Here is a 14,235-nt window from a genome sequence, read left to right on the forward strand (position 1 = left end):
CACGCACCCTACGGGTCAGCGTTACGTTGGGGCGATGACCTACCCGGACCCGCTCGACGGCTCGCGGCTGTCCGCCGTGCTGACCGTCGGCGACCCCCTCTGGCGCTCGATCGAGGTGGTGCCCGCCACCGGTTCCACCAACGCCGACCTGGCCGCGCGGGCCCGCCGGGGCGAGTCGGCGGGGAGAGTGCTGGTCACCGACCACCAGCGGGCCGGGCGGGGCCGACTCGGGCGCACCTGGACCGCCCCGGCGGGGAGCTCGGTGGCCATGTCGGTGCTGCTGCGGCCCGAGCGGGACCCGGCGAGCTGGACGTGGTTGCCGTTGCTGGCCGGGCTCGCCGTCGCCGACAGCCTGCGCGCGGTCGCCGACGTGCCGGCGGTGCTCAAGTGGCCGAACGACGTGCTGGTCGACGACGCCAAGGTGTGCGGGATCCTGGCCGAGCGGGTCGACGGGCCCGCCGGACCGGCCTGCGTGCTGGGTCTGGGCATCAACGTGCACCTGACCGCCGACCAGCTGCCGGTGCCGACAGCGACCTCGTTGGCGCTGCTCCGGCCGGACCGACGGCTCGCCCGGAACGACATCATCGCGACGGTGCTGGCCACGCTGGCTCTGCTCTACCACCGCTGGCAGGCCGGTCTCGACGCCGAGCTGGCGGCGGAGTACGTCGCGCGCTCGGGCACCCTCGGCCGGACCGTCACGGTCCTCGGCGGCGACGGGGCACGCTTCACCGGCGAGGCGATCGCCGTCGACCCCGCGGGTCGGCTGCGCGTCCGGACGCCGTCCGGGGTGCAGACCTTCGCCGCCGGAGACGTCACCCACCTGCGCTGAGCGCTACCCGAACCCCCTGGCCAGGGTCGGATCGGGGACTACCCGGGTCGGTCTGCGGTCCGATGCCGCGATCGCCGGCCTGTGTCAGCATGGAGCGGTGGGGTTGTCGGCCAAGCTGCTGGGAGCAGACGAGCGCGTGCTGATGCACATGCGCACCCACGGCAAGGTGCTCTTCTGGCCGGCCGCCGGCCTCATCGCCTGCGGCGCCCTCCTCGGCGCCGGCGCCGCCCTGGTCCCGTACGACTACCGGCCCGTCGGCCAGTTCGCGGTGGCCGTGGTGGCCGGAGTGCTGGCGACCTGGTGGACCGTCATCCCGTTCCTGCGCTGGCGGACCACCACCTACACGCTGACCAACCACCGGTTGATCACGCGGTCCGGCATCCTCAAGAAGTCCGGCACCAACCTGCCGCTGGCCCGGGTGAACGACGTGACCTACCAGCGCAGCCTGTCCGACCGGATGCTGGGCTGCGGGACCCTCCGGGTGCGGACCGCGGCCGACGCCGGACCGGTGGTGCTCGACGACGTGCCCGACGTCGAGGACGTGCACGTCACCATGAGCGAGCTCATCGGGGCGTCCGTGCGATCCTGACCGGATGGTCAGCCGTCTCAGTCACCTCACCATCGACGCCCACGACGCGTACGCGCAGTCGGTCTGGTGGTCGCACGTGCTCGGGTACACCGAGGATCCCGCCGACCCCAACGAGCCCGGCCACGAGGAGTGCATGATCTTCTCCGCCGCCGGCGCCACCCGGCTGCTCTTCATCGAGGTTCCCGACGTCAAGCAGGTCAAGAACCGGCTGCACCTGGACCTGCGTCCGGCCGACGGTGACCGGGACACCGAGCTGGCCCGACTGCTCGAGCTGGGCGCCACCGAGGTGGACGATCGGCGGCTGCCCGACGGACGCGGCTGGGTGGTGCTGGCGGACCCGGAGGGCAACGAGTTCTGCATCCTGCGGAGCGTGGAGGAGATGCAGGGCTGAACCCGGGTCGGTGCTAAGGGTGCAGGCTCGTATCGGGATCACCCATCTGCCAGGACGTGAAGTGGACCGTCAACCCAGCGCGCGTCGGGGCGCAGCAGAACGGTCCGGCGAAGGCTGCCGCGTCCGGAGCCAGGGGTGCGACGCGGACGAGCTGCCAGGGCTCGTCGTCGACCCGGGCCCGTACGGTCAACGCATCGGCAGATCGACTCGCCCTGACCGTGACCAGGCGCCCGTTCCAGCTCGGCACCGGTGCGAGCGACCAGTCCGAGGATCCGCGGGTGACGACGGCACCGAGGCTCGCCAGGCCGTCGCTCTGCTCGACGCCCGCCTTGGTCCAGGTGGCGTCGTCCACCCGGACGAAGACACCCGCTTGGTCGAACTGTGCGGTCAGATCGAGCCGGAAGGCGACCTCGGTGGCCGTGTCCGCCGGAAACGGGGCGAGCAGCGCGTGCTCGGTGTCGTGGACGAAGCCGTACGAGGTGATGCGCCAGGCATCGCTGCCCTCTTTCGCCGTGACGTGCAACCCGTCCTCACGTTCGACCGCAGCAACGGGCTCGTGCGTCCAGGTGCCGGACGACCATGAGACCTTCTTCATGCGACTCTCCTTGATGATCGATGACCTTCGAGCCTGCGAGACCGAGGCTCTGACTCCCATCGAGGGCCGGGGCTCGTTCGCGCCGCGACCGACCTCTCGTCAGCCGCCACCCGGGGACTCCCCGGTGAACACGAACTTGCGGTAGGACCAGAACCGGAACAGGGTGCCCAGGCCGAGCCCGATCACGTTGCCCGAGATGTTGTCGGCCAGCGGGGAGGTCAGCCCCAGGACGTAGTGGGAGAAGCCGAGGCAGACCGCGCCGATGGCGATCGCGATCCCGTTCAGCAACAGGAAGATCGGCAGCTCGCGGACCGGGTTGCCTCGGGCCCGGTGGTGGTAGGTCCAGTAGCGGTTGCCCAGGTAGGTGATCACCGTGGCCGCCCCGATGGCGATCACCTGCGCGGTGATCGGCTTCGCCTCCAGCGGTCCTTGTCCGCCGGGCCCGGCGTAGCGCAGCACGTTGAACACCACGAACTGACACGCGACCCCGGTCAGCCCGACGATGCCGAACCTGATCGCCTCGGGACCGAGGTGGGACACCTTGGTCCACAGGCGGTCGAGGGGACCGACGCCACCCTGGTCGGCGCTCACGGGTCCGCCAAGAGTGCCCGGGCGGTCGCCAGGTCCGTGACCACCACGTTCACCCAGTTGCCGGCGATGGCCGCGCGGATGGCCGCGTGCTTGCGCTCACCGCCGGCGAGCCCGATCCGCCGGGGGATCCGTCGGTAGCTGTCGGGATCGATGCCGACCACCCGTGCGTCGAGGTCGGAGGGCACCAGGTGACCGGCGGCGTCGAAGAAGCGGGTGCAGACGTCACCGACCGCTCCCAGACCCCGGAGGGTGTCCTGGTCCGACGGGGCGATGGCGTTGCCGCTCTTCTGCAGCAGCGCGGACGGCTGCAGGCTGCCGATGCCGACCAGTGCCATCGTCAGGTCCTGCCAGTGGGCCGCCACGCCCTCCATGGCGGGATCGGCGAGCAGACTCCGGCGCATCGCGGCCCCACCCACGAGTCCGGGAGCGGGGACGTAGGTGGGACTGGCGCCGATCAGCGTGGCGAGCTCGTCCAGCAGCCGGTTCGCCTGCGCCTGGACGGACGCGACGCCGACACCGCCGACCAGCTGGACCACGGAGTCCGCTCCCGAGGTGCGCAACGGCCGCAGCCGGTCGACGACCGAGAGGAGCGTCTGACTCCAGGAGGAGACCCCGATCCGCTCCCCTCCGGACAAGATCGCCTCGAGATAGCTGGCCCCCGCCGACCCCAGACCGGCCGAGATGGCGGCCTCGTCGCCGTCGACATCGGCGACCACCGCCTCGAGCAGCCCGTAGCGCTCCTCCAGCGCCTGCTCCAGGTCGGTGTGCACGCCCTGCGAGACGACCACGACCGTCCGGATGATGCCGACCTCGCCCGCGCGCTTCAGCAGCCGGGACACCTTGGCCTGGGAGATGTGCAGGATGCCGGCGATCTCGCTCTGCCGCAGCTGCTGCTCGTGGTAGAGGTGCGCGATCTTGGTCATCAACCTGACCTGCCCGTCGGCGGAGGCACGGGTCACGCCGGCCGGCTGCGCCACGGTTCCTGCCCCTCTCCTCGCGAAGCTCGACCCTATCCGTCGCCGCCTCCAGGACCGAGGCGAACGCGGTGCTCAGGAACGTGGCGCCGAACGAAGCCAGCGCACCTGCTCCCGCCAGTGGTCCCGGCGGGCGGCGCGGGTGCTGTCGTCGAAGGTCGGCCGGAACACCCGGCCGGTCGCCCGCGGGGTCGGCGCACCCCCGATCCGGCGGCGGGCCAGGTCGGCGACGCCGAGCGCGGACACCTCGGGCAGATCGGCCACCTCGACCGGGCGGCCGAGCAGATCGGCTTGGGTCTGCATCACCAGGTCCGAGGTGGTCACACCGCCGTCGGCGCGGATGCTCGCCAGCGGGGTCGCAGCCTCGGCGTCGATGATCTCCACGACGTCGCAGACCTGGTGGGCCACGGCGTCGACGGCCGCCCGGGCGAGGCGCGCCGGATCGGTGTCGGGGTCGAGCTGGGTGATCACCCCGCGCACCTCACGGTCCCAGTGCGGGGCGCCGAGCCCGGTGAAGGCCGGGACCAGGGTGACAGCACCGGCGTCGCCCACTGTCGCGGCCCGGGCGAGCAGGTCCGACACGCTCCCACCCAGCACCCGGGCCGCCCAGGCCAGCGTCGCCCCGGACGACAGGATGTTGCCCTCGCGGGCGTACGTCGGCGTCTCGGTGAGCCAGGCCAGGGTCGACGGCACGGGCGAGGAGCCGGCCACGAACGACGCCGTCGGGGTCATCACCGAGGTGCCGGTGCCGTAGGTCGCCTTGGCGGTCCCGACCTCGGTGCACCCGTGCCCGTACAGGGCGGCGTGCGAGTCCGCGAGCACCGCGGCGATCGGCACACCGTCGCGGATTCCCGGTACGGAGTGGCAGACGCCGAAGTCGCCGTCCGAGCGCAGCACCTGGGGCAGCACCACCGCCGGGATGCCGAACAGCTCGAGCAACGCGGGGGACCAGGCGAGATCCACGATGTCGTAGAGCAGGGTGCGGGACGCGTTGCCGGCTTCGGTCACGTGCCGTTCGCCGCCGGTCAGCTTCCAGATCAGCCAGGAGTCGATGGTGCCGACGCGGACGTCGGCGGGGCTCACGACGACGGCGGATTCGCGGAGCAGCCAGCCGATCTTGGGGGCCGAGAACATCGCGTCGATCCGGAGCCCGGTCCGGCCGCGGACCAGCTCGTCGTCGTCCGGTCCGGTCCGGTCGCGGCACCACGCGGCGGTACGGACGTCCTGCCAGCCGATCACGGGGCCCAGCGGCCGACCCGTACGCCGGTCCCACGCGACCACCGACTCGCGCTGGGTGGACAGGGCCACTCCGGCGAGGTCGAGGTCGGCGGTGTCGACGAGGGCTAAGCACCTCTCGATCGCGGCCAGCACGCTGGACCAGAGCAGCTCGGCGTCCTGTTCGACCCAGCCCGGACGGGGGTGCGTGACGCCGACCGGAGCGGAGCCGATGGCACGCACCCCGCCCCCGTCATCGACCAGCACGGCCTTGCTGTTGGTGGTGCCCTGGTCGATGGCCAAGATCTGGGTCATCGCTGACTCCTTCCGGACGCAACGGACGGTATCGCTTGACGAGCAGACCTGCTCCGAGAGAATATGCAGTACCGAATGGATATGCAATCGAACGGGGACCTCGCACGTGGCCACGCACCGACGCGCCATCATCAACACCGACGCCAAGAACGAGGGCGACGACCAGTACGCCATCGTGCACGCCCTGCTCTCGCCGAGTCTGGACGTGCGGGGCATCATCCCGGCCCACTTCGGCACCTGGCGCAGCGACCAGAGCATGATCGACTCGCGCCACGAGGTCGACCTGCTGCTGGAGCTGATGGATCAGAGTGGACGCGTCGCCGTGGCCAACGGTGCTGCCGTCCCGATCGCGGACGAAAACACACCGGTGGACTCGCCCGGCGCCCGGTTGATCATCGCCGAGAGCCTGCTGGCCACTGCGGACGACCGGTTGTACGTGGCGTTCCTGGGGCCGTTGACCGACATGGCGTCGGCGATCCTGCTCGATCCGGCGATCGTCGACCGGCCCGTGACGGTGATCTGGATCGGCGGGGAGGGCCACGACGATCTCGGTCTGCCGCGGAAGATGGAGTTCAACCTCTCCAACGACATCGCCGCCGCGAACGTGGTGTTCGACTCGGGCATCACGGTGTGGCAGGTGCCGCGCAGCGTCTACCCGTTGGTGTCGGTCTCCTACACCGAGCTGGAGGAGAAGATCGCCGGCACCAGTGAGCTCGCCGACTACCTGATCCGCCAGCTGAAGGAGTGGAACACCGCGTACCACCCCGGTCCGATCGAGTCGCGCTCCCTGGGTGACTCGCCGGCGGTCTCGCTGCTCCTGTACCCGCAGAGCGGGGTCTTCCGGACCGTGCCGGCGCCCCGGTTCGGTGCAGAAGGGCACTACGTCCCGGGTTCGGGCCATCCCCTGCAGGTCTGCGAGTCTGTCGACGTGCGGTTCCTGCTCGAGGACATGTTCGCCAAGCTCCGCCGGTTCGGCGCCGGGAAACCGCCCGTCTCACTCAGCTGAACGTCGTTCTACGAAGGGACTTCCATGACCGCCCTGCCAGTCTTCGGCGCAGGCATCTGGCACTTCGCCACCTACCTCGACCGCTACGCGACCGAGGGGTACGGGGAACCCGTGGGCCTGATCGAGCAGATCGACCTCGCCGGCGCCGTCGGCGACCTGTCCGTGGTCGATCTGAACTGGCCGTTCGCCGGCTTCGACGGCACCCTCGACGACGTCAAGACCGCTCTGGCCCGCAACGACCTCCGCGCTGTCGCGATCACGCCCGAGATCTACAACAAGGACTACATCAAGGGCTCGATCACCAACCCCGACCCGTCCGTCCGGGCCCAGGCCCTCGCCCTACTCAACGAGGCGACCGAGCTGGCCGAGGAGCTGGACTGCGACTACGTCAAGCTGTGGTTCGGTCAGGACGGGTGGGACTACCCGTTCCAGGTGAACTACCACGACGTGTGGAACCTGGCCGTCGACGCGCTGCGCGAGCTGTGCGACGCGCACCCCGACATCAGGTTCGTGATCGAGTACAAGCCGCGGGAGCCGCGGAACAAGATCATCTTCCCGAACGCCGCCCGCACTCTGCTGGCCATCCAGCAGACCGGGTGCGACAACCTGGGAGTGCTGCTCGACTTCGGGCACTCCCTGTACGGGTTGGAGACACCGGCCGATGCGGCGCAGCTGTGCATCGACCACGGCAAGCTCTTCGCGATCGACGTGAACGACAACTTCCGGGGCTGGGACGACGACATGGTGGTCGGCTCCGTGCACCTGGTCGAGACCTTCGAGTTCTTCCACACCCTGCGTCGCAACAACTGGGAGGGAGTCTGGCAGCTCGACCAGTTCCCGTTCCGGGAGGACTCGGTGCAGGCCGCCAAGCAGGCGATCACCTTCCTCAAGGCCCTGCACCGGGCGCTCGACGCTCTCGACGAGGAGGCCCTCGCCGCGGCCCAGGCCAGGCACGACGCCCTGGCCGCCCAGAAGCTGATCCAGAAGGTGCTGCTCAGCTCGATGATCGGGGAGGACTCGTGACGGCCTTGAGTCCCGAGCACGCCACCATGCCGGTGCTCGGCCGGCTGTCGCCGTACGCGACCCGGGACGAGCAGGTGGCCCACATCGCCGAGGTGGCCCGGCAGATCCGGATCCAGGACCTGTTGCTGGTGCACCACGCCGGGGCCGGGCACATCGGCGGGGACTTCTCCGCCGTCGACGTCTTGGCCACGCTCTACGGGGCGGTGCTGAACGTCACCCCGGAGGCGGTGGATGATCCCGAGCGGGACCGCTTCATCCTGTCCAAGGGACACGTGGCCGGTGCGCTCTACACGACGCTGGTCGCATTCGGCTTCCTCGAGGTGGCCGAGCTGGCCACCTTCCTGAAGCCCCTGTCCCGACTGAACGGGCACCCCAACCGAACCAAGGTGCCGGGGGTCGAGGCCAACACCGGTCCGCTGGGTCACGGGCTGCCGATCGCTGTGGGCCACGCGATCTCGGCCAAGCTCGACGTGTCGAGACGCCGGACGTACGTGCTGACGGGCGACGGTGAGCTGCAGGAGGGCTCCAACTGGGAGGCCATGATGGCGGCCTCGCAGTACGAGCTGGACTCGCTGACGGTGATCGTGGACCGCAACCGGCTGCAACAGGGCGCGACCACGCGGGAGACGAACGACCTCGACCCGCTGGACCAGAAGGCCGCGGCCTTCGGGTTCGCGGTGGTGGAGGTCAACGGCCACGACCACGGGGAGCTGCTCGACGTGCTCTCGTCCGCCCCGTTCCGACCGGGCAAGCCCACGTTCGTGATCGCCCACACCCACAAGGGTCACCCGATCTCGTTCATGGCCGACAACGTGGCCTGGCACCACAAGGTGCCGAACGAGGAACAGCTCGCCCAGGCCCTGGACGAGCTGTCCCTCGCCGCGCCGTCGACCAGCAGCTGAGGAGCGATCATGACCACCACGGACACCCCGCCAGCCTCGGACTCGATCGCCGACAGGCCTCGCTTCGACTGCCGCGACGCCTACGTGCGTACCCTCGCCGACCTCGCCCAGGCCGATCACCGCATCGTCGGAGTGGTGAACGACTCGGTCGGCTCCTCCAAGCTGGACGCCTTCAAGAAGGCCTTCCCCGACCGGTTGATCAACGTCGGCATCGCCGAGCAGGACATGGTCGGTGTCGCCGCCGGTCTGGCCAACGGCGGGCGGATCCCCTTCGTCTCCGCCGCGTCGTGCTTCCTGACCGGACGCGCCCTGGAGCAGATCAAGGCCGATGTCGCCTACTCCGACCGCAACGTCAAGCTGTGTGGCATGAGCCCGGGGATGGCGTACGGGGAGCTCGGTCCGACCCACCACTCGATCGAGGACATCGCCTGGCTGCGGGCCATCGACAACATGATCATCGTGGTGCCGGCCTCACCCATCGAGACGGCCGCGGCGATGCGCTGGGCGGCAGTCACCCACGGACCGGCGTTCATCCGCGTCTCCCGGATGGCCGTCCCGGAGATCTACGACGCCGACTACGAGTTCGTCCCGGGCCGGGCCCACACCGTACGGGCCGGGGAGGACGTGACGATCATCAGCAACGGCACCGTGCTCTGGCGGGCGATCGCCGCGTCCGAGCAGCTGGCCACCGAGGGGATCTCCGTCCGGGTGGTCTCGATGCCCACCGTCAAGCCGCTGGACGTCGACGCGGTGATCGCGGCCGCCCGCGAGACCAAGGGCATCGTGACCGCCGAGGAGGCGACCACCGCGGGCGGCCTGGGAGGTGCGGTGGCCGAGACGGTCGTCCAGCACCACCCCACGCGGATGACCATCCTCGGCGTACCCGAGTTCGCTCCCACCGGATCCGCCGGCTTCCTGCTGGACCGCTATGGCATGTCGGCCGAAGGCATCGCCGAGGCCGCCCGGGCCCTGGTCGCCGGATCGACCCGATGACCACGACGGCACCGGACTTCCGGCTCGACGGGCGGACCGCCCTGGTCACCGGTGCGGCCAGCGGGATCGGGCGGGGCGTCGCGCTCGGGATAGCCGGCTCGGGTGCGGCCGTCGCCTGCATCGACCTGCCGGGGCCCGGACTCGATGCGGTGCTGGCGGAGCTGGTGGCGTCCGGGGTGCGCGCGATCGCCGTACCGGCGGACGTGACCGATCCCGAGTCCCTGGGCGAAGCGGTCCGCCGCACCGAGGCCGAGCTGGGTCCGCTGACGCTGGCGGTGAACAGCGCCGGGATCGCGAACGCGGCGCCGGCCGAGGAGATGCCGCTCGCCCAGTGGCAGCGGGTCGTCGACGTCGACCTGACCGGAGTGTTCCTGTCCTGCCAGGCCGAAGGCCGGGCGATGCTGCGTCACGGTGGTGGCGCGATCGTCAACATCGCCTCGATGTCGGGATCGATCGCCAACCGGGGCCTGCTGCAGGCGCACTACAACGCGGCCAAGGCGGGTGTCGTGCATCTCACCAAGAGCCTGGCGATGGAGTGGTCGGACCGGCGGATCCGGGTCAACGCGATCAGTCCCGGCTACACCGCGACACCGATGAACACCCGACCGGAGGTGGCCGAGCAGGTGAAGACCTTCGAGGCCGAGACCCCGTTGGGTCGGATGGCGACGGTCGCGGAGATCGTCGGCCCGACGGTGTTCCTGCTCAGCGACGCAGCCGCCTTCTGCACCGGCGTCGATCTGCTCGTGGACGGCGGCTTCACCTGCTGGTGAGCCGGATCGTGTCTAGCCTGTCCCGGTGCGAGCCCTGACGAGACGATCGGTGTTGCTGACGGCCGCGGGGCTGGGGGCGGCGGCGCTGACCGGGTGCGCCCTGGGGTCAGACCCGGCACCGGAGCCGACCCCGACGATCTCCGGTCCGCCGGTGGCCGACGACCCGCCGCTGCCTCGACTCACGCTGCGGAAGCTGTGGTCGGCGCCGCAACGCACCCGGCTGACCGACATCCTCGACGCCACCTTGGTCGACGGCATCCTGTTCGCCGAGGGCCTGAAACCCAACGGCTCCAGTGCCGGGCTCCAGGCGATCGAGGTGAGCTCGGGCAGGGTCCTCTGGTCGGAGGCGACGGTGGCGGACGCGGTGGAGAAGGCGACGAAGGGGTCGCGGCTGTTCGAGGCCGGCACCACGGTCGCCGGATCGGGCAGCGCGGCGACGGTGTTCACCATCACCTATCGGTCTCCGTGCCTGAACGGCTCCGGATCGTGTGGCTCGAGTGATCCGGAGACGACTGCCGAGCGAGGCGTGGTGGCCCTGGCGGCCGCCGACGGCGCAGTCCGCTGGTCGCAGCTGGTCTCCTCGGCCGTCCCCTGGGAACGCGGGGTCGACGCGGACGGGGACTCCGCCGTCGTGGTGGCGGCCGACGACTCGTCGGTGGCGATCGCCGTGGGGTCGGGCCTGGTCATCCGTGGGCAGTACACCGCCGACGAGGAGAAGCGTTGCCGCACCGTCGTGCTCGAGGCGTCCACCGGGCGACCCCGGTGGTCGGTGGACGACCTCCTGCCACTGGCGATCGCCGGCGACGTCGTGATCGCCCTGGAGCCGACCGGCCGCTTGGGGAACCTCCGCGACCCGTACGTCCCCGTGGTTGCCCTCGATCTGCAGACCGGACGCCGACGATGGAGCTCCGCCGACAGCCTGGGCAAGGTCCGCTGGCAGTCTGCACGGACCGGCATCCTCGCGGTGGCGACGCCCGACGGCGGCAACCAACGTCAGCATCTGCTCGATCCCGCGACCGGCCGCTCGCTCACCGACCCCCTGCCCGGCGGAGTGGCTGCCGTCCTCCTCGGGGCGTCAGCCACCGGGCAGCCGATGGCCGCCTGGACGGTGTCGGGCCAGCGCGGACCCGTTCACACCCTGACCCTTCCCGAGCGCGAGCCGGTGGCGAGTGTGCGGCCGCCCAACGAGAACACGAGCCTGATCGGCGGCCGGATCCACCGCGGCTACCTCTGGTGCGGCGGACTGGGGGAGGGCAGCACCGCGGCGATCGACCGGAGCGGGCACGACTGCTCGGACACCGTGCCCAGCTTCCTGGTCGGTGCGGTGGACGACAGGCACCTGGTGATGCTGCACCGTGGGAATCCGCAGGGTACGGACCGGAAGGGGTTCAGCGTCTACGCGATCGGGTGATCAAAGCGGGTTCAGCCCGAGGAAGGGGTCAGGCTGAGGATCAGACCGTCGCCGGTCGGCTCCACGTCGATCAGCCACGGCGAGCCGTCGAGGTCCTGTCCGCTCTCGGTGCCGGACCACTCGTCCCGCACGACGTAGGTCCCGACGAAGCCGGGCTCCAGCTCGATCTGCCGGACGCCGGGCGGGGCGCTGATCGCCATCAGGGCGCGGCCGTCGGCCAGGGTGGCCAGCACGGTGTCGACACTGGACGGCGTGGCGGTGATCCGGCTGATCGTCGCCGTGCGGAGGTCGGTGCGCCAGGCCTTGAACACGTCCGCTGCGCGTGCCAGGTCCGCGCGGCTCTGCTGGGTCCACGTGTCCGGGTCGTCCATCAGCACCCACGGGCCGCCGATCACGTACGGGGCGAAGCGGGCCCGTCCGTCCCGGTCGTCGGCCCCCATGTAGGCGCTCTGCCAGTCCAGCGGCAGATGGCGGCCGAGTCCGACCTTGGCCAGGGTGTTCTCGTGGGTCCGGCAGTGGTCCTCGGTGATCGTGGTGTGGTGGCTCCTGATCATGGCCAGATCCAGCGGTCGGACGCCGTTCCAGCAGTTCTCGAGCACCAGGTGGGGGAACCGCAGGGCGAGGGTGCGCAGGATGTGGTGGAAGGCGGCCTCGGCGGCGTGCTCGCCGGCGCCGGAATCGTGGGTGTGATGTGCGGCGTCGCAGCGTGCGATGGTCTCGAAGTCGTGCAGCAGCCAGTCGAGGGCGTCGTCGGTGACCAGCCGGCTCAGCTCGGCGAGCACCCAGTCGCGGGCCGGATCGTGTCCCAGGCAGAGCGCGTGGTTGTCGAAGCTGAGCACGGGGATGTGCCCTCGCGAGGTGGCCAACCAGTCAGGGTGCTGCAGGGCCACGGGGGACCGGGGATCGGCGTTGCCCCAGCCGCACCAGACCCCGAACCCCATCCCGCGACGACGAGCCTCCTGCGACAGGGCCCGCAACCCGGACGGGAACCGGTCGTTCGGGTACCAGTCGCCGACCGAGCGCTCCCAGCCCTTGTCGACGACGAACACCTCCGCGCCGACGGCGGCGGTGGCATCCATCATGGCCAGGATCCGCGTCGTCGACGTGTTCTCCTGGACACCCCACGAGTTGGCCACCAGGCAGGGAAAACCGGGCCGTCCCGGTGAGTCCGAGAGATCCGGGGGAGTGATCATCTCCTCGATGATCAGCTGGCGCAGCGCAGCCGCCCCGGTCTCCAGATCGCCGGCCGCGATGCTCAACCAACCCGTCGGGCCAGGCGCCGAACGCGTCTCCGCGGTGGGGGCGAAGGTGTCGGCGGGGAGCACGGAGCGAATCACCACCTGATCGGTGTCGACCTCCACGGTCATGATCAGGTGACCGCTGTACTCCCAGGCCAGACAGACGTACCGGTCGGCGACCCGCGCGACCAGCCAGGCGGCGGTGTCCTGGTGGTCGTCGTCAGGCTGCGGTGGCAGCACGGAGTCCGGGCGGTAGCGGTGGCCGTCACCGGTGGGCGGGAACTCCATCCCGACGCCGTCGCGGTGGGCTGCGGCGTCAGCCGTTCCGTACGGACCGGCGTGCAGACACAGACGATCGCCGGGTACGAGTCGCCGCGTGGTCGTGACCACGCCACGGTCGGCGCTGTCCCAGGAGAACGGATAGAGCCACTCGACCTCGACCTGGCGGCCGGGAAGCCGGAGCTCGGCCAGGCAGGTCCCGGCCGGACCATGATCACGTAGGTCGGTGGTTAGCCGGACGAAGCCGGCCGCTTCGCCGGACGGTGTGGCGTGCCCGAGCTCGACATCAGGTGGCAGAGGGGTCACGAGGCACTCCGAACGAGGACTAGGTTGGGCGTGTGGACGGGCGCGACGAGGCGGTGGTGGTCACGGGGGCGGCCAGCGGCATCGGCGAAGCCATCGCCCGGGTCCTGGTCGAGCGGGGCTGGTGGGTCGTTGGGCTCGACCGGGACGGCGGCGGTCTGGAGCGGCTGTCCGTCGAGCTGGGGCCGCGGTTCGCGCCGGTGCCAGGAGACGTCACCCAGCGAGCTGATCATGAACGGGCCCGGGACGTGGCGCAGCGGCTGGGTCGCCTCACCGGTTGGGTGAACAACGCCGGGATCGAACGACCGACCACCGCCCGCGCTCTGGTCGAGTCCGATCTGGCCGCCGTCGTCGGGGTCAACCTCGTCGGCACCCTGCTGGGTTGCGCGGTCGCCACCGAGGTGATGCACGACCACGGGGGCTCGATCGTCAACATGTCCAGCATCCACGCCCTGGTGGGCTTTCCGGAGTCGTTCGTGTACGCCGCGACCAAGGGCGGCATCGACGCCCTGACCCGCCAGCTCGCTGTCGAGGAGGGACCGCACGGCATCCGCTGCACGGCCGTTCGCCCCGGGGCGGTGCGCACTCCGTTGACCCAGAGCTTCCTGGACGCCGCCGACGACCCGGCGGCGCTGCTCGCGGAGTACGCCGATCTGCACCCGATCCGTCGGCTGATCGAACCGGTGGAGGTCGCCCGGGTGGTGGCCTTCCTGCTGTCGGACGAGGCGTCCTTCGTCAACGGCGAGGCGATCACCGTGGACGGCGGGGCGACGGCCCGCTGCTACCCGTACCCCACGTGACCGGCGCCCAG

The 14,235-nt window shown here is 70.7% G+C and carries 15 protein-coding genes; 10 read left to right on the forward strand and 5 right to left on the reverse strand.

Features of this window, described 5'->3' with window-relative positions:
* Window positions 1-34: 34 nt before the first annotated feature.
* The 3 genes from ABD714_RS02450 to ABD714_RS02460 all read left to right on the forward strand — a co-directional run bounded on the left by ABD714_RS02450 (window position 35) and on the right by ABD714_RS02460 (window position 1,809).
* Complete coding sequence (locus ABD714_RS02450) at window positions 35-829, forward strand: biotin--[acetyl-CoA-carboxylase] ligase (protein ID WP_344810674.1); 795 nt, start codon at window positions 35-37, stop codon at window positions 827-829.
* A 97-nt stretch (window positions 830-926) separates the two neighbouring features.
* Window positions 927-1,418: a PH domain-containing protein gene (locus ABD714_RS02455; protein WP_344810675.1), complete on the forward strand. Its 492-nt coding sequence runs from the start codon at window positions 927-929 to the stop codon at window positions 1,416-1,418.
* A gap of 4 nt (window positions 1,419-1,422) precedes the next feature.
* Window positions 1,423-1,809 carry a VOC family protein gene (locus ABD714_RS02460; RefSeq protein ID WP_344810676.1) on the forward strand — a complete coding sequence of 129 codons (387 nt, stop codon included), beginning with the start codon at window positions 1,423-1,425 and terminating at the stop codon, window positions 1,807-1,809.
* A 13-nt stretch (window positions 1,810-1,822) separates the two neighbouring features.
* Here the strand turns inward: ABD714_RS02460 and ABD714_RS02465 are convergent, their stop codons facing one another.
* The 4 genes from ABD714_RS02465 to ABD714_RS02480 all read right to left on the reverse strand — a co-directional run bounded on the left by ABD714_RS02465 (window position 1,823) and on the right by ABD714_RS02480 (window position 5,499).
* Window positions 1,823-2,404 (reverse strand): DUF1349 domain-containing protein, encoded by a 582-nt coding sequence (locus ABD714_RS02465; protein WP_344810677.1) that lies wholly within the window; start codon window positions 2,402-2,404, stop codon window positions 1,823-1,825.
* A 99-nt stretch (window positions 2,405-2,503) separates the two neighbouring features.
* Complete coding sequence (locus ABD714_RS02470; protein WP_344810678.1) at window positions 2,504-2,995, reverse strand: GtrA family protein; 492 nt, start codon at window positions 2,993-2,995, stop codon at window positions 2,504-2,506.
* The gene (locus tag ABD714_RS02475) at window positions 2,992-3,972 is read right to left on the reverse strand and encodes a sugar-binding transcriptional regulator (RefSeq protein ID WP_344810679.1); all 981 of its coding nucleotides are present in this window, start codon (window positions 3,970-3,972) and stop codon (window positions 2,992-2,994) included. The genes ABD714_RS02470 and ABD714_RS02475 overlap by 4 nt, the downstream gene beginning before the upstream one ends.
* A gap of 72 nt (window positions 3,973-4,044) precedes the next feature.
* Entirely contained in the window at window positions 4,045-5,499 is a 1,455-nt protein-coding gene (locus ABD714_RS02480) for an FGGY-family carbohydrate kinase (protein ID WP_344810680.1), read from the reverse strand.
* A gap of 106 nt (window positions 5,500-5,605) precedes the next feature.
* On the opposite strand from ABD714_RS02480, the gene ABD714_RS02485 reads away from it, so the two are divergent.
* The 6 genes from ABD714_RS02485 to ABD714_RS02510 are packed head-to-tail and all read left to right on the forward strand — an operon-like array spanning window position 5,606 to window position 11,604.
* A complete protein-coding gene (locus ABD714_RS02485; protein WP_344810681.1) occupies window positions 5,606-6,505 on the forward strand; it encodes a nucleoside hydrolase in 900 nt (299 codons plus the stop codon).
* A gap of 24 nt (window positions 6,506-6,529) precedes the next feature.
* The gene (locus ABD714_RS02490) at window positions 6,530-7,528 is read left to right on the forward strand and encodes a sugar phosphate isomerase/epimerase family protein (RefSeq protein WP_344810682.1); all 999 of its coding nucleotides are present in this window, start codon (window positions 6,530-6,532) and stop codon (window positions 7,526-7,528) included.
* Window positions 7,525-8,430: a transketolase gene (locus ABD714_RS02495; protein ID WP_344810683.1), complete on the forward strand. Its 906-nt coding sequence runs from the start codon at window positions 7,525-7,527 to the stop codon at window positions 8,428-8,430. The genes ABD714_RS02490 and ABD714_RS02495 overlap by 4 nt, the downstream gene beginning before the upstream one ends.
* Window positions 8,431-8,439: 9 nt before the next feature.
* Complete coding sequence (locus ABD714_RS02500) at window positions 8,440-9,423, forward strand: transketolase family protein (protein ID WP_344810684.1); 984 nt, start codon at window positions 8,440-8,442, stop codon at window positions 9,421-9,423.
* Window positions 9,420-10,193 (forward strand): SDR family oxidoreductase, encoded by a 774-nt coding sequence (locus ABD714_RS02505; protein ID WP_344810685.1) that lies wholly within the window; start codon window positions 9,420-9,422, stop codon window positions 10,191-10,193. The genes ABD714_RS02500 and ABD714_RS02505 overlap by 4 nt, the downstream gene beginning before the upstream one ends.
* 49 nt (window positions 10,194-10,242) lie before the next feature.
* Window positions 10,243-11,604, forward strand: a complete 1,362-nt coding sequence (locus ABD714_RS02510) for an outer membrane protein assembly factor BamB family protein (RefSeq protein WP_344810686.1) — start codon at window positions 10,243-10,245, stop codon at window positions 11,602-11,604.
* Between the two features lie 11 nt (window positions 11,605-11,615).
* On the opposite strand, the gene ABD714_RS02515 is transcribed toward ABD714_RS02510, so the two are convergent.
* Window positions 11,616-13,427 (reverse strand): glycoside hydrolase family 36 protein, encoded by a 1,812-nt coding sequence (locus tag ABD714_RS02515; RefSeq protein WP_344810687.1) that lies wholly within the window; start codon window positions 13,425-13,427, stop codon window positions 11,616-11,618.
* Between the two features lie 32 nt (window positions 13,428-13,459).
* Between ABD714_RS02515 and ABD714_RS02520 the strand changes: the two genes are divergently transcribed.
* Window positions 13,460-14,224: an SDR family NAD(P)-dependent oxidoreductase gene (locus ABD714_RS02520; RefSeq protein ID WP_344810688.1), complete on the forward strand. Its 765-nt coding sequence runs from the start codon at window positions 13,460-13,462 to the stop codon at window positions 14,222-14,224.
* Window positions 14,225-14,235: the final 11 nt, after the last annotated feature.

This window comes from Microlunatus aurantiacus (assembly GCF_039536605.1).
In the GTDB taxonomy this organism is placed as follows: Bacteria; Actinomycetota; Actinomycetes; order Propionibacteriales; family Propionibacteriaceae; genus Microlunatus; species Microlunatus aurantiacus.

Excerpts from the sequence above, each read along its gene's own strand:
- ABD714_RS02450 (WP_344810674.1), top strand. The coding sequence starts at position 35 with ATGACCTACCCGGACCCGCTCGACGGCTCGCGGCTGTCCGCCGTGCTG.
- ABD714_RS02460 (WP_344810676.1), top strand. The coding sequence starts at position 1,423 with ATGGTCAGCCGTCTCAGTCACCTCACCATCGACGCCCACGACGCGTAC.
- ABD714_RS02465 (WP_344810677.1), bottom strand. The coding sequence starts at position 2,404 with ATGAAGAAGGTCTCATGGTCGTCCGGCACCTGGACGCACGAGCCCGTT.
- ABD714_RS02480 (WP_344810680.1), bottom strand. The coding sequence starts at position 5,499 with ATGACCCAGATCTTGGCCATCGACCAGGGCACCACCAACAGCAAGGCC.
- ABD714_RS02490 (WP_344810682.1), top strand. The coding sequence starts at position 6,530 with ATGACCGCCCTGCCAGTCTTCGGCGCAGGCATCTGGCACTTCGCCACC.
- ABD714_RS02500 (WP_344810684.1), top strand. The coding sequence starts at position 8,440 with ATGACCACCACGGACACCCCGCCAGCCTCGGACTCGATCGCCGACAGG.
- ABD714_RS02505 (WP_344810685.1), top strand. The coding sequence starts at position 9,420 with ATGACCACGACGGCACCGGACTTCCGGCTCGACGGGCGGACCGCCCTG.